Below are 14,701 nucleotides of genomic sequence, written 5' to 3'. Positions count from 1 at the left end.
ACAGGGTTGTTTTTAATGCGTATTCTATTAGCTATGATGATACCAAACCCATTTACCCGTCCTATCACTGCTTGGATCACTGTGTTCGTTATTTTACTGCACGGGGTTACGGTGTGGGCGATGGTATCTATGGACAGTCCACCACCGCTGATAGAGACGAGCAGCGCCAACGCTATAGAGGTGGAGTTTATTACACTGTCTTCACAGCCCAAAAAACCGCCACAGCCCAAAGAATCAATCAGTACGGACATGCAGCCCAAAATAGCGCCGACAAAGCCTGCACAGTCTAATGCGCCTACTATGCAGTCGCCTTCAATAGAGCGCCAACCTATTGAAACCCTATCAACAGAAGGGCTAGCGCCTACTCAGCCATTGTCAGTTGCAAAAACACCTGAAACCTCTGAGACTGAAACTTTAGAGGTTGAGTCCTCTATACCTAAATCCTCTACACCTGAGCCTTTCATACATCATATACAGCAACAGCAACAGCAACAGCAACAGCAACAGCAACAGCAACAGCAACAGCAACAGCAACAAAACAAAGATATACTGTCATCAGAAGAACCAGCCAAAAAAAACATGCCGCCTGATACATCATCATCGGTACCAAATCTCACAATAGTAGAGTCCAAAAAAGTAGCGAAGACCTCTAAGCAAGCAAACCAAGCAGAAGCTAAAGAAGAGGACTATCTGTCCTATATGATTCGTGCTGTGACAGAGAAATACAATAGGGAACAAGCCGTACAGAAGCAGGCAGCAGCCAAACAAGCCAATAGAAGACGCAACGAACAGGCGCAGTGGCAAGAACAAGCCGCTAACGAAACGGTCAGAAAAATGCTAGCGCTGGCTGCTGCTCAAGCTGAAGAACAAACGATGGATCGATCGGCATCAGACAATGATGCTAGTCAGGCAATTGACGAGACTGTTTTTTTGGCAGAGTATGGCAGCTGGATTGAGGGACAGGAACCTATTACTAGTATTCCATCGCTAGTATGGCGTAGTGTTGATGGTGAGTTGGGTGATGTCTTCATCGTGATGCTTGAGCTACGCGTCGACACAGCGGGCAGTATTACCGAAGTGCAGTTACTTGAATCGTCGGGCAGTCCTATCATCGATGCCATAGCAACGACCCAAGTAAGAGCGGGGCAACTCAATCCAATACAACAAAATGACGTAGCAGTCGATGCTATCGTACCGATGTCATTGGTCTATGAGCGAGCGAAGCGCTAAAAGGCCCGCTCAAAGAACCACCATAGCGCCACTAGAATACCAATCAATGATCCTATATAAAACACACCCCATTTATAGAACTGCGTGTGACGTAGTAATAGTGCTATCGGAAAGACCACAGCGATAAATACCAGCTGTCCCAATTCGATACCGATATTGAAGCTCAATAGCGCCAATACGCGTGCACTTGTGGCAAGTGGCAAATCGACCAGTACATTGGCAAAACCAAAACCGTGAATGAGTCCAAAAAAGAAAGCCAAATAAACAGCTCGAACGCGTAGCATCGGCACCAAATTGTTTAGTGCAGCAAACGCAATAGACAGTGCAATGACAGATTCAATAAAGCGCGCAGGAATACTAACGATTTGTAATGCTGCTAAGCTCAATGTGATTGAGTGGGCAAGCGTAAAAGATGTGGCAATCCAGAAAACTTCGATTAACGCCGCTTTTGGGTTAGAAACAGCTACCAACTGTTTTTGCTGACGTATGTATACGGCAGGGATGAGTAGTACGAACAAAAATAGCAAATGGTCCAAACCGATTAGCAAATGGTGTATGCCACTTTTTAGGAAGTTTGTGGCTATTGCCATCCAGCCGGAGTCTGCTTCTGTACCCAATGGGTTCTGTCCGACTGTCAGTACTTGCAAGGGTGTGTCAGTGTTCGCTTGTGTCAATATTAAGCGATGATTGGCATCAATACCTGCCAATATCTGATAATCAAGACTATCGATTGGCTGATCACAGTTCAATGAAAAACGAGTATATAAGTAATTAAAACCGCCACGAGTATTGATAGCTAATGGTGCAAAACGTGCTACTTGACATGCTTGCGCTGCGTGAGCCAATGTTACTTTAGAGATTATAAGCTGCTCTATGAGCGGCGTCTGTGACGTCACTTCTGCCCAGCTCACTTGATTATCAGAGTTTGCATCGATATCTATTAATAATGCCAAATCGCGTAGTGATAGCTCGTAGGTAGCATCGTATATAGTATCAGTCGTGCTGTCAGACTCCTCAAGTGCGAGATTGAGGTAGGCGGTACTAGACTCATGCGCTTGTGCTAGCGTGCAGGTCAGCATGAGCAATAATACAGTCAAGTAGCGGTAAGCATGATGCCATATAAGTCTGGAAAGTGCGCTCATAAAGTCTCATCCTTATGCTTAACTGGCGTCCATATATACGCTTTGGTACTCACTTGGTTACTGTGAACTTGGTTGCCGTGAACGTGGTCATTGTGAACAGAAGCGTTTGCCGCTTGCAGGCTTGATTGTCGTTCACTTGCAGCTTGACAATGTAGGCAATCGCTTATTTTACCCTCACGTAGAGCATGCTCTAATGCAGGATATTCAAACTGCGTATCGGCTATAAACTCGCGTATCAGTTCGATATCTTTTTGGCTGTTAGCTTTTATCGCTGCGGTAGCGTACAGTACGATGTCTGCCGTTTCGCGCTGTTGTTGCCAATTTTCTTGCGCCAGTTGTAGGGCTGAGTCCACTTGATTGGCAAGTAGCGCATAGGTGGCCTGTTCGCGCATATGGGCATCTTCTTGACGTATTTGCCAGACGTTAATACGCTCTTTCATTAATGCTAAATTTTGTTTGGCTTTTGGGTCATTGATCGCCATTTGAGCAGTAATCAGACGTAATAGCAGGGCATCTTTTTCGGTATGCGTATTGAGCAGCTCACGGACTTTTTTGTATTTACCGATACTGAGTAGCCAATCAGCGCGAGCCATAAGTGCAGGCACGGTCTGATCATCTATCTCATCAAACACTTGAGTGGCAAGCGCTGTATCGTGGCTACGCAATGCAGCGTCAGCTTGAATTAGATAAACCCAGCGTGCTGTCGAGGCGTCCAGACCAGGTGCAATAGCAGCTAGACCACGGAGCGTTTTTTTTGCAGTGTCAAGCTCTCCTGTCATGGTTTGTATCTGAGCGGCACATGCCAGTTCATAGACACGCAGGTCAGGATCGTTAAGTTTTTCACAGTAGCTCATCGCTTCTGTGAATTGCCCTTGTACAAGCAGCAACGAAGAAAGCGTCAGCAGGGCATCTGGATGAGCGGGTTCTTGATCCAATATTTGTTTTAGGCGTTCTGTTGCTTCAGCGAATTTGTGATCTGATTGGAATGCTCGCGCCTGTAGCATCAAAGCATCTATACTGTTGTCTGTGCTCTGATCCAATTGCGCACGTGCTTGCCCGAGTGCCCTTGGGTCGCCTTGTAAATAAGCACGCTCGAGCAATTGACTGGTCTGCTCAAGGTTACTTTCTTGTTTATCAGAGGCAAAGTCAGCTACGCTTAGGTAGCGAGGTGGCGGTGAGTTTTCTGGTAGAGTGGCGAGAATTTGTTGACCGTCTGTGGGAATAAATGGGGCAGCATAAACTGCTTGGCTACCGATAAATACTAAAAACAGTAATTTGACAAGTGTCTTAATCCAATGCATAAAAATTACCTTGGCTCAATATATAAAGAAGCACCTAATCAGTAGGCTGATTAGGTGCTGGAACGATCTCATATCACACTATAGTGAAGCGTTGGCGTCTGTGACAGCAACAGGCTCAGCCAAATTGGCTTCAGGAAGAACAATTCTATCGATATCCTGAGGCTCATCAGTGTCTGGACGGTTACTGGCGTCAATCACATCAGAGGTTCTTTTAGCAGCCAGCTCAGCTTTTGCTTGGTCTACTGCAACGTCACTTTTACCTATATTTGATGAACTATCGTTATCATTGAAACAACCAGAAAGCGCAGCTGATCCAGTGATCAATACGGCTAACATTACATAGCGCATAGTATTTCTCCTTGGTTGGATTTCAGCTTATTGGTCATCTGTGGTAGAGGTTCGGGCACCTGGGGTTGGGGTTTTCAGATATGGAAAGACTGAATCAAACCCTTTAGCAGTTTTGAGTGCGCCATCTGTGAACAGACCCTCACCAGCTTTGGCATCAGTAGGGGCGCAGGGAATAACCTTGGCATCTAAACCAGAATGGCAGAGTGCGCCCATCGATACTCGCAAGGCAATATCAGTGACATCATCACCAGGGCGTCGACCGTTCGGGAATCCGGCAGTATCTGCACCAGCGTTGGGACGACCGTCAGTTTGGATACCGGAAATAATACTGAGTAAGCCTAAGTCATTTTGATTGTCAGCCGCCACAGCTGGGATATTGGTATTCAAGCGTAGCATATCTGCAGGTACTTGATTTGCATTAGCAGGCTTGTTGACAGTAGGTATACCCGTCAAAAATGCAGTGACTAAATCCTGACGTGGGAAGTTCGTTGGCGCTACTGCACCGACATCGCCATACAAAATTTCAATGAGTTTTGGCAGCGTTGGATAAAATACATAAGGGGCAAAATTATCCACATCATCTTTTGGCTCTGAGGCATTAAACTTGTCTTTGTCTTTTAGACCAATGACCACTTCATTGACCAGCGGCATACCCAATCTTGAGACCTGTGTCCATGCGCCGCCTTTTTTGGCAGTGGTGCTAATACCAGATTCAGGAGATGGATTGACTAGGGTCGCTTGACGGACACTAGCCGTCGTCCAAGCGCCAATCACAGGGTCGTTACTGGTGCTATTGACGAGGCAAGATTTAGGCACTTCCATCGCGATTGAGGTAACGTTTTTGTCCGCTAGTATATTGGTGCCTTCATCACGCTCGCCCAGTGGACTGAGATTTACTAAGTCAAATACTTTACCCAAGTCAATGGCAAAACCTTCAGCGCGCTGCCCGACGAATACTCGTCCTTCACCGCAACTGCCTAGATTGAGCGGTTGGATAAACCCACGCGCATAGTTAGGATAGTCTTTAAATGATTTGGTTCCAATATAATCGAACGGCTTATCAAAATTACCTAATGAGGTGCGCGAGCCACTACGGCGATCGCCTTTGACCATTGTGACATTATAGCTTTCGCTGGTTTGTACATTGGCAGGGTTTGAAGCATCACCCGCATTAGACAAAGGAATAGCGACCTTTGCTGTTGATGGATCGTTATCCGTATCAAGTTCGATACTGTTTAGGTTTTGCGTAAAATCAAACTGAAAGGTAATGTCTTCGACCGCATCACCGTTATTGTCGATATGAATTTCATAGAGGGCATCTGGATCTAAAGCAAAGTAGTTGGGTCCACCATACGCATCTTGTAGAGGCAGATAGTTGGCAATAATCGTCACGTAGTCCGATCGATTATTCTCATAGCTATTGAACATATAAAAGTCAGACGCATCGACTTTTGGGGTCTTGGTGATGGAAGGGGCTTCGCGGTGACTGGAGGCAAAGGCGCTTGCACTCATACATAATGTCATCGCAGCTATTAGCGCTTTGGTAGTATATTTCATACGGATCCTTGTAGAAAAGCTTTAAGTGATGGGGCAGTTGATATTGAGTCTCACTTGCAATTACCAGTTAACGAAATAATGTCCTTATTAAGTTGGTTTTAACTATACACTTGTTTGCTGTATTGTGTCTACGATTTTATCCGTTTTAACTTTTTGATATCTCTTAATTTTTTGGTGCGTCAGGTTGCATCATAGGAGCGGCATCCATAAAGGCTTGCATGGTTTGGCAATGCGTATCAATAGCCACAATGTTGGGATACGCAGTGAGGTCTACCTTAAAACGTCGGGCAGAGGAAACCTGTGGAATCAAATAGCAGTCTGCGAGAGTCGGTCTATCACCGTAGCAGTAGTTTCCGCGATTTTTGTCTGCTGCCAGTCGCGTCTCTAATGCCAAGAACCCATCCGTAATCCAGCGATTGCACCATGCGATGACGTCCTCATCCTCGATGGACAGCTCGTTGCGTAAATACTGTAGGATACGGCGGTTATTGATCGGATGAATGTCACAGCCAATCATCGCGCTCAGTGCCCGCACGTGCATACGCCCAGTAGCATCATTAGGCAATAACGCGTGCTCAGGATAGGTCTCTTCTAACCACTCCAAGATAGCTGGACTTTGGTATAATAGTAAGTCATCAGCTTGCAGGACAGGCACCAATCCTTGAGGGTTAATAGCTTTAAAGGCTGCTTCTAATTGCTCATCTTGAGCTAGATTGATGGCGATATTCTCGTAATCCAAACCCTTTAGATTCAGGGCGATACGAGTACGATAAGCGGTGCCACTACGAAAATAGCCATAAAGTGTCATCATGATTTATGTCCTTATTGTGATAGGTTATTGGTATATCAAATGAGTGCGTGACGAGTATGTACTGTAAAAAATGACTACTATAGAATGGTCATACAAAAACTCTATGTAGATGAAACTTATCTCTCATTGTTGGTTGGCTAAGTAGTCCATCAGCAAACAACCATCACGCATATAATCAAATAAACATAATTGAGCCCATCATGCCAGCAGCCAAAAATGCTTTAGATAACCTAGGTATCAGTAAAAACCAGAGCGGGGTGCAGTCGCTTGAGATTGGGCTATCGATACTTGATGTGCTCATTGATCACAATGAGCCTATGATGCTAAAAGACATCGCTGAAACCATGAACATGCATCCAGCAAAATCGCATCGTTACTTGGTCAGTCTCATCCGCAAAAACTACGCGTGTAAGCTTGATGATGGGCGTTATGGGCTCGGCGATAGAGTGCATGCATTGGCTGCATTGGGATACACTGGACTGAGCCAAAACAATATCTTGGCACGTCTCACACAGGTTGCCAATGAAATCAAAGACACTCTAAACTGCGGTGTACAAATTGCTAAATGGTTTAGCGAAGGCCCAATTATTATTCAGTCCGTTGAGCCTGATAGTCCCATTAGTATCATTACGCGTATCGGCTCACGGATGCCCTTGACGACATCAGCCACAGGGCAACTGTTTGCCAGCTATCAACCTCAGAGTGTGATCCAGCCGCTGGTCATGGCTGAATGGCAAGCGGATGAAAACTCAGCCGATAGCCTAGAGAAATGGCAGCGCTTTACTCATCTACAAACCAAGATACGTACTCAGGGCTATGCGACCGTTACGGGTGATATGCTCATGGGTATCAACGCCATTACCATTCCTGTGATCCTGCCGACGATTGCCAGTCATACTAAGAGTCAGTCCGCGACTGAGAGTGAGGTGCCTAGTGACAACCTACCTATAGAGTATGCCATTACTATTATTGGTACCACAGAGCAGTTACCGATAAGCGAGCAGAGCAATGTGGTTGAGCAGATCTTGACGATTGCGCAGCGTTCTCAAATAGCGTAGCCAAAATGTTAACTACAAGCTGATTGGCTATCGCGTTATCGCGTCGAGAGATTTATTCACCCATGTGTCTCATTAACTCCATTCTCTAGACCACGCAGGCGCTACTTGCTGCTTTTGCTTTTTCGTACACATTGTCAGCATCTAGACCAGTGGCATTGACTTCGTCTAGGTAATGCTTTGAGCCTTCCATCAATGGTCCTTTCCAGTTTGGGTCATTGAGTGGATCGGGGATATCGATCATGATGTCACCTTTTTCTCTGGCTGCAGTCATTGCTTTGGTATTACTGACGTCAAATACCTTGGAGACATATGCTGCCATTTCTGCACCTGAATTGTCATCAATCACCTTTTTGAGATCATCAGGCAAGCTATTGTATTTGTCTTTGTTCATGCTAATGACAAAGGTCGAGTTATAAAAAGGGATATTGGTATGTGTATTAATCAGCTCGTCAAGGCGAAATGCTTGAATGGGTTGCCACGTAAAGCTGAGTCCATCGATGACGCCGCGCTGAAGCGAAGTATAGGTGTCACTGGCAGGCATGCCAACGGGGGCTGCGCCAGTCGCTTCGATAATGTGGCTAGCAACCGCAGATGGCTGACGAATACGTAATCCTTTCATATCAGCTGGTGTGCGAATAGGTTTGTCAACGGTATGAAGCGCGCCTTGTCCTGTCCCAATTAACGCGAGCAAGTGAGTATCTTCATACTCATCGGTAATGACGCCTTCATCATATAATTTGTGAAGGATACAACTTTGCTGCTGTGCGGTATTGGTAATGCCTGGTAGCTCTACAATCTGGGTCAAAGGAAAACGCCCTGCTGTATAGCCTTGTGCTTGCATACCAATATCAACACTACCTTTAGCCGTAGCATCGTAGGTAGCTCCTGGCTTGCTTAGTGTTGCAGAAGGGTATATCTCAACCTTTAAACGACCTTTTGAATCGGCTTCAATTTTTTTAGCCCATGGCTCTAATGCCTCGGTGTTGATATTGTCGTTGGCAGTCATAAAATGTGAAAATCTTAGAGTGGTGACGTGGTCTTTACTGACATCAGAGCTCGCTGCTTGTTCGTTATTAGAGCAGCCATTCATTGCAATTGAGGCTGCCAAGAGTACTCCTAGAGGGGTGGTTATTTTCATCATAGAGTCCTTTCATGATGGTTAGAGATCGTTTGTGCTCGTTTGAATCTACATTATCTTGAGTCGATGGGTACTCATTTGGACCAAAAGCGTCAGCTGTTAGACAATGTGCACAAAGTAGTAGACACGGTAATAGGGTGTGCTACTCACCAACGGGTGCAACGTCGCGTGCTTCGGCCAGCTCATCACTGTGCAAAAACTGCGTATGTGCTGGCGCGCGTTTGGTACGAGACCATTCATCTAGCATGTCTTGTTTGATAGCATCTGTAATCATCGAGACCTTATCTTCTGAGGTCGGATCATCATAGGTCAACTCAAGGCGATGGCCATTTGGGTCAAAGAAATAGATGGAGTGAAAGATACCGTGATTGGTCACACCAATGACGTCAATACCTGCAGCCTCGAGATGTTCTCTGGCAATCATTAGTTCGTCACGGTCTTTTACCTTTAGCGCCAGATGCTGTACCCAGTCTGGGGTATTTGGGTCAAAGCCCATTTCAGGTTGGTTAGGTACTTCAAAAAACGCCAAGACATTACCATTACCAGCATTCAAAAAGACATGCATATAAGGGTCAAAGGCTTTGGTTGACGGCACATGATCTTCTGCGAATGCTAAGACAAAATCCATGTTGAGGTTTTTTTGGTACCACTCGACCGTTTCTTTGGCATCTTTGCAGCGATAAGCCACATGATGGATTTTTTCAATTTGAAAGCTCATATCAAACTCCTTTTGATAAGGCGTGTCACTCATTTGGCTTGATTCACATAACTATGATTAAGTGAATGCGCTTGTCTTCCTATCAGCCTACATGAGCTTTTACACGCCTTTTTACTATTTCTATATTAGTGTCATTTTTCGAATACTATTATCAGTTACTACTTATCAAATGCTATTTGTTAAAGTCAAAGCTAAGCGCAGGCAGCACGGTGCCGCGTACTTCACCAAAGCCGATACGAATGCCGTATTTTTCGCTATAGCCCTTCATAATGACTGTGTCACCATCTTCGATGAAGCTACGGGTTGCCCCACCTTCAAGTGTGACGGGTTTGGTAGCATTCCATGCAATCTCTAGCATCGAGCCATAAGAATCAGGCGTTGGCCCTGAAATAGTACCTGAACCCATCATATCGCCAACTTCTACTTTGCAGCCCGTTATAGTGTGGTGCGTCAACTGCTGCGCCATTGACCAGTACATATATTTGAAATTGGTCTCGCAGATTACTGTTGCGGTTTCTGCCTCTTCAGGCAGTAGTTCAACGGATAGAGTAATATCAAAACTGCTATCGCTATCTTTTTCGTTTAGATAAGCAAGCGGCTTGGGCTCTTGGGCTGGGCACGCGGTACTAAACGGCGCCAATGCCTCCATAGTGACAATCCACGGGGAGACTTGGGAGGCAAACGTTTTGGCATTGAATGGTCCTAGCGGTACATATTCCCACTTTTGGATATCTCGAGCAGACCAGTCATTGAGTAGTACCATGCCAAAGATATGACGAGCTGCCTCATCGACAGCGATTGGTTGACCGATACGATTGCCTTTGCCCACGACAAACGCCGTTTCTAACTCAAAATCTAAGCGCTTACAGGCAGAAAAAACAGGACGCTCATCAGGGTTTGGCTTTAACTGACCTGATGGACGCACGATATCCATGCCGCTAACGATGACAGTACTGGCGCGCCCGTTGTAACCGACTGGCATTTCGGTCCAGTTGGGGAGTAGGGCATTGTTTGGGTCGCGAAACATGGTACCGACGTTGGTGGCGTGCTCTTTAGACGAATAAAAGTCAGTAAATCCTGGTACTTGAACTGGCAGGTGCATAGTGACGTCTGCTTGCTTGAGCAGCACCTTTTTTTGCAATTCGGCATCGTCACGCAAGGTGGCATTGTCGCTAGACAGTAGCTTTTGAATAGTTGTACGTGCGTGCTTCCAATTGTCTGGGCCAGAGTCAATAAAGGCGTTTAGGGTAGGCTGATCAAAATAAGGGCCACCTTGTAAACTCAATAGCCCTTCTGTCTCTAGTACGGACAAATCAAGCACATGCTCACCAATGGCAACGCCTGCACGGCGAACGCTATCTTTAGCGACACTAAAGATGCCATAAGGCAGATTGTGAATAGAAAAGTCAGAGTCCGATTTGATATCGATAAAAGAGGTGAGAGTACTGTCAATCGTTGACATGATTTGCTCCTTGCTAAAAACATATTTAATTACGTTATAGTTAATTACTTACGTATAATGTAATTTATTGATATATTGATTGCAAGCTTTTTGTGGAGCGTGCTTTGTGACTTATCTTGCGAGGGACTACACTTACACTATCGCAGAAATAGCCTAAGTGTAGTGAGTGTTACCTATAGCGCTCACCTTATCTTGGTTAGTCACACACTTTGGGGATCAGACACTTAGATTAGAAAAGCAAAAGGTAAGCACAAAAAAGCCGAGCAATCGCTCGGCTTTTTTTATTACTTATTACGATAGCTTGCTGATAACGCTAGCCTTTTAGGACGTCTGCCATTGCGTTGGCGACATAATCGATGTTGCTGGTATTCAGGCCAGCAACACACATACGTGAGTTGGATACCATGTAAATACCAAACTCACTTTGCAAGCGCTCGACCTGTTCAGGCGTCAGACCCGTAAAGCTAAACATACCGTTTTGACGGGTGATGTAGTCAAAGTTACGGTTAGGAATTTTGGCTTCTAAGACTGATTTTAGTTTTAGACGCATGGCTTTGATGCGATCACGCATGGCATAGACCTCACCAACCCATTGCTCATGTAAGGCTTCATCGTTCATAACGATATCGACCACACGACCACCATGTGATGGCGGGCTTGAGTAGATACGACGTACCATCGCGTTTAGCTGACCAAATACGCGCTCAGATTCATCTACGGTGAGACAGACGACTGACAGACCGCCAACACGCTCGCCGTATAGCGACAAATTCTTAGAGAACGAGTTACTGACAAAAAGTGGCAGCTTCATTTCAACGGCTTTACGAATAGCGTAAGCATCGCTGTCCATGTCTTCGCCAAACCCTTGGTAAGCGATATCCATGAATGGAATCAATTCACGCGCTTTGATGACATTAAGTACCGTATCCCATTGTGCTTGGGTTAAATCCAAGCCCGTTGGGTTATGGCAGCAAGGGTGCAGCAAGACGACATCGTTTTTGTTCAGTGTTTCAAAAAACGCAATCATTTCATCAAATTTGATGCTGCTATTGGCTTTGTCATAGTAGGGGTATTTGCCTACTTCAACGTCAGAACCTTCAAAAATAGCGATATGGTTGCCCCACGTAGGATCGCTCACATAGCATTTAGATTGCGGGAACCATTGATTGATAAATTCGGCACCTACTTTTAGAGCGCCAGAACCGCCGATAGTGGCAATCGTTGCGACCAGACCGTCTTTTAAAATTTGGGCGTCTTTACCGAACAATAATTCCTGACAGCCTTTGCGGTGTCCAGGCAAACCCGCCATTGGTAAGTAGGGACGAGGAGAGACAGGATCAGCAATACGCGCTTCGGCTGTTTTTACACAGTCGAGCACAGGTAGTACGCCATTCTCATCATAATAGATGCCAATACCTAAGTTGACCTTGTTAGGATTGCTATCTGCTGAGTATTTTTCCATCAGACCCAAAATTGGATCACCAGCGTAATAATCGATACGTTCAAACATGCCATTTCCTTATAAGAATATAAACCAAGCAGCCGAAAATCATAGAGCAAATTGCCGATGAACTCAACACGAGAGTGCGCTATCTTGGATAATTAACCAAATAAATCACCAAATATCTTTTTTGCGTATCTGCCCATCTATCTAGCAGAAGCGTTTGAGTCGTGATTTATTACTTAATCGCCAGTGTGTCAGACTGATGTAAGTCGTTGTAGTGGGTGGCAAAGTACGTTTGCAGAAACTGCTTGAAGGCAACTGTAGCGGGAGATAATGCCCGTGAGGCCCGTTGATAAATAAAGAACTGCCGCATCTTGACAGGCTGCGTGAGTGGTCGCATTTGTAGACCATTAGCGCTGACCCAGTCAATGACCTCAGGCATGTAGGGGAGACACAACGTAATGCCAAACCCTTGGCGCGTCATCTCAAGCGCGGTAGACATAAAGTTTACCTTATAGCGCGCTTGCTGGATATGGGCTGCAATAGAGTCCTCCAGCTCTGCGGTCACTTGCTCAAGAAACGGACCTTGCAGGGTGATGAGTGGAATATCTAATAAATCCTGCCAAGTGATTTCATTTTGCTCGGCCAATACATGACTATCTGGCATGACCACACAAAAGGGCAGCTGATACAACAAGTCAGCGCCAATATCGTCTTCTGCCTCAAAGACACCCAGCTCAGTCCCCACACCCAAATCAACCTCAATATCTTGAACATGCTTGAGCAAATTTTCTGCTGAACAATCCAATAATGATACGCTGATATTGGGATGCTGTTTGGCAAACTGCGCGATGACCGCCGGCAGGGAGGACGCGGCAAACTGTGATACTGCCAAGCGTACCTGACCTTGTGCCAAGCTGGTCAAGCTGCTTGCTTCGTTTTCGAACAACTGCATCTCATTTAAGATACGCCGTGCTTGTGGCAGTAGGTGCCGTCCCACTGCCGACAGAGACAGCTGGCGGGTAGTGCGATCAAACAGCACGATACCAAGACCAGACTCAAGCTCTTTGATCAACCCACTAACGGCAGACTGGGTCAGATACATCTGCTCGCTGGCACGAGTGAAGCTGCCGTTGTCAGCGACTTTGATAAAGGCGTTTAATTGGCGAATACTGATATTCATAAGTAAACCTGATAAATAAATCATAAAAAACAATTAGTCTTATAAATAAAGCTAATCTAATATAAATACAACGTCAACAATAAAGATTCATTACGAACCGTTTTAGCGACTTTCATTATTGATTAACTATTTACTACTCATTAATCGACTTTACTACTAATTGACATTAAGGATGATTGCAATGGCAGATTTATTTGACAACCCAATGGGACTAAATGGGTTTGATTTCGTCGAGTTTGCATCCCCGCAGCCTTATGCGGTTGATGCATTATTTAAGCAGCTTGGCTTTTCTCATGTGGCCAATCACAGATCAAAAGACGTTGCGCTATATCGTCAAGGGGACATCAACCTTATCCTAAACCGTGAGCCAAAGAGTCAAGCCAGTTACTTCGTTGAAGAGCACGGCGCAGGCGCTTGCAGCATGGGATTTCGGGTAAAAGACGCCAAAAAAGCCTATGAGCGTGCTATTGAGATGGGCGCGCAGCCTGTAGACGTGCCAACAGGCGTAATGGAGCTCAGGCTACCAGCGATTAAGGGTATTGGCGGCTCATTAATCTATTTGATTGACCGCTATGAAGAGGGTGCGTCTATCTATGATGTTGACTTTGAGTTTTTTGCAGATGTGGACAGAAAGCCTGTCGGACATGGTTTTAAAGTCATCGATCATCTGACACACAATGTCTACCGTGGACGCATGGCGTACTGGGCAAAATTCTATGAGCGCATCTTTAATTTCCGTGAGATTCGCTATTTTGATATTAAGGGTGAATATACAGGATTGGCCAGTAAAGCCATGACCGCGCCAGATGGCAAAATCCGTATTCCACTCAATGAAGAAGCCAAGCAGGGCGGTGGACAGATCGAAGAGTACTTAATGCATTTCAATGGCGAAGGCATTCAGCACATTGCGCTGGCTAGTGATGACTTGTTTGCCAGTATCGATAAGCTAAAAGCCGCTGGTATTCCGCTTATGACTGCACCTACTGCCTCTTATTATGAAATGCTCAGTGAGCGCTTGCCAAACCACGGTGAAAACGTCGCGGATCTACAAACGCGTGGTATCTTGCTAGACGGCACGACAGAGGGCGGCGCACCGCGTCTACTGCTACAGATTTTCTCTGAAACTATCTTAGGTAGCCCAGTGTTCTTTGAATTTATCCAGCGTAAAGGTGACTATGCAGATGGGTTCGGTGAAGGTAATTTCAAAGCGTTGTTTGAATCGATAGAACGCGACCAAGTGCGTCGTGGCACGGTTGGTCAGTCAGAGACAGATCAATCAGAAACAGAAACGCCGTAAGCGACTCTAAGG

At 45.6% G+C, this 14,701-nt stretch carries 13 protein-coding genes; 3 read left to right on the top strand and 10 right to left on the bottom strand.

The window, feature by feature from the left end; all coding sequences use genetic code 11:
* Nucleotides 1–15: 15 nt before the first annotated feature.
* Nucleotides 16–1,230, top strand: coding sequence for an energy transducer TonB (locus tag ACTXGL_RS00120; protein ID WP_443524024.1), 1,215 nt, complete (start codon nucleotides 16–18; stop codon nucleotides 1,228–1,230).
* Here ACTXGL_RS00120 and ACTXGL_RS00115 read toward each other — a convergent pair.
* The 5 genes from ACTXGL_RS00115 to maiA all read right to left on the bottom strand — a co-directional run bounded on the left by ACTXGL_RS00115 (nucleotide 1,227) and on the right by maiA (nucleotide 6,386).
* Nucleotides 1,227–2,372, bottom strand: coding sequence for a HupE/UreJ family protein (locus ACTXGL_RS00115; RefSeq protein ID WP_443524023.1), 1,146 nt, complete (start codon nucleotides 2,370–2,372; stop codon nucleotides 1,227–1,229). The two genes, ACTXGL_RS00120 and ACTXGL_RS00115, sit on opposite strands and share 4 nt — an antisense overlap.
* Nucleotides 2,369–3,673 (bottom strand): tetratricopeptide repeat protein, encoded by a 1,305-nt coding sequence (locus ACTXGL_RS00110; RefSeq protein WP_443524022.1) that lies wholly within the window; start codon nucleotides 3,671–3,673, stop codon nucleotides 2,369–2,371. The genes ACTXGL_RS00115 and ACTXGL_RS00110 overlap by 4 nt, the downstream gene beginning before the upstream one ends.
* A 78-nt stretch (nucleotides 3,674–3,751) precedes the next feature.
* Nucleotides 3,752–4,021 (bottom strand): hypothetical protein, encoded by a 270-nt coding sequence (locus ACTXGL_RS00105; RefSeq protein ID WP_443524020.1) that lies wholly within the window; start codon nucleotides 4,019–4,021, stop codon nucleotides 3,752–3,754.
* Nucleotides 4,022–4,048: 27 nt separating this feature from the next.
* Entirely contained in the window at nucleotides 4,049–5,578 is a 1,530-nt protein-coding gene (locus ACTXGL_RS00100) for a DUF4331 domain-containing protein (RefSeq protein ID WP_443524019.1), read from the bottom strand.
* A 163-nt stretch (nucleotides 5,579–5,741) separates the two neighbouring features.
* Nucleotides 5,742–6,386 (bottom strand): maleylacetoacetate isomerase, encoded by a 645-nt coding sequence (gene maiA / locus ACTXGL_RS00095; RefSeq protein ID WP_443524808.1) that lies wholly within the window; start codon nucleotides 6,384–6,386, stop codon nucleotides 5,742–5,744.
* 203 nt (nucleotides 6,387–6,589) lie between these two features.
* Between maiA and ACTXGL_RS00090 the strand changes: the two genes are divergently transcribed.
* The gene (locus tag ACTXGL_RS00090) at nucleotides 6,590–7,447 is read left to right on the top strand and encodes an IclR family transcriptional regulator (protein ID WP_443524018.1); all 858 of its coding nucleotides are present in this window, start codon (nucleotides 6,590–6,592) and stop codon (nucleotides 7,445–7,447) included.
* Between the two features lie 85 nt (nucleotides 7,448–7,532).
* On the opposite strand, the gene ACTXGL_RS00085 is transcribed toward ACTXGL_RS00090, so the two are convergent.
* From ACTXGL_RS00085 to ACTXGL_RS00065, 5 genes are all read right to left on the bottom strand, one after another.
* The gene (locus tag ACTXGL_RS00085) at nucleotides 7,533–8,585 is read right to left on the bottom strand and encodes a TRAP transporter substrate-binding protein (RefSeq protein WP_443524016.1); all 1,053 of its coding nucleotides are present in this window, start codon (nucleotides 8,583–8,585) and stop codon (nucleotides 7,533–7,535) included.
* 142 nt (nucleotides 8,586–8,727) lie between these two features.
* Nucleotides 8,728–9,303: a VOC family protein gene (locus ACTXGL_RS00080; RefSeq protein WP_443524015.1), complete on the bottom strand. Its 576-nt coding sequence runs from the start codon at nucleotides 9,301–9,303 to the stop codon at nucleotides 8,728–8,730.
* 172 nt (nucleotides 9,304–9,475) lie between these two features.
* A complete protein-coding gene (fahA, locus tag ACTXGL_RS00075) occupies nucleotides 9,476–10,765 on the bottom strand; it encodes a fumarylacetoacetase (RefSeq protein ID WP_443524014.1) in 1,290 nt (429 codons plus the stop codon).
* Between the two features lie 313 nt (nucleotides 10,766–11,078).
* Nucleotides 11,079–12,275 carry an amino acid aminotransferase gene (locus ACTXGL_RS00070; RefSeq protein WP_443524012.1) on the bottom strand — a complete coding sequence of 399 codons (1,197 nt, stop codon included), beginning with the start codon at nucleotides 12,273–12,275 and terminating at the stop codon, nucleotides 11,079–11,081.
* A gap of 169 nt (nucleotides 12,276–12,444) precedes the next feature.
* Nucleotides 12,445–13,392 (bottom strand): LysR family transcriptional regulator, encoded by a 948-nt coding sequence (locus ACTXGL_RS00065; RefSeq protein WP_443524011.1) that lies wholly within the window; start codon nucleotides 13,390–13,392, stop codon nucleotides 12,445–12,447.
* A gap of 181 nt (nucleotides 13,393–13,573) precedes the next feature.
* On the opposite strand from ACTXGL_RS00065, the gene hppD reads away from it, so the two are divergent.
* Nucleotides 13,574–14,689: a 4-hydroxyphenylpyruvate dioxygenase gene (gene hppD, locus ACTXGL_RS00060; protein ID WP_443524009.1), complete on the top strand. Its 1,116-nt coding sequence runs from the start codon at nucleotides 13,574–13,576 to the stop codon at nucleotides 14,687–14,689.
* Nucleotides 14,690–14,701: the final 12 nt, after the last annotated feature.

Source organism: Psychrobacter sp. T6-6, from assembly GCF_052258185.1.
Taxonomy (GTDB): domain Bacteria; phylum Pseudomonadota; class Gammaproteobacteria; order Pseudomonadales; family Moraxellaceae; genus Psychrobacter.
Note: the sequence above shows the minus strand (reverse complement) of the source record. Positions and strands in the feature narration are given on the sequence as shown.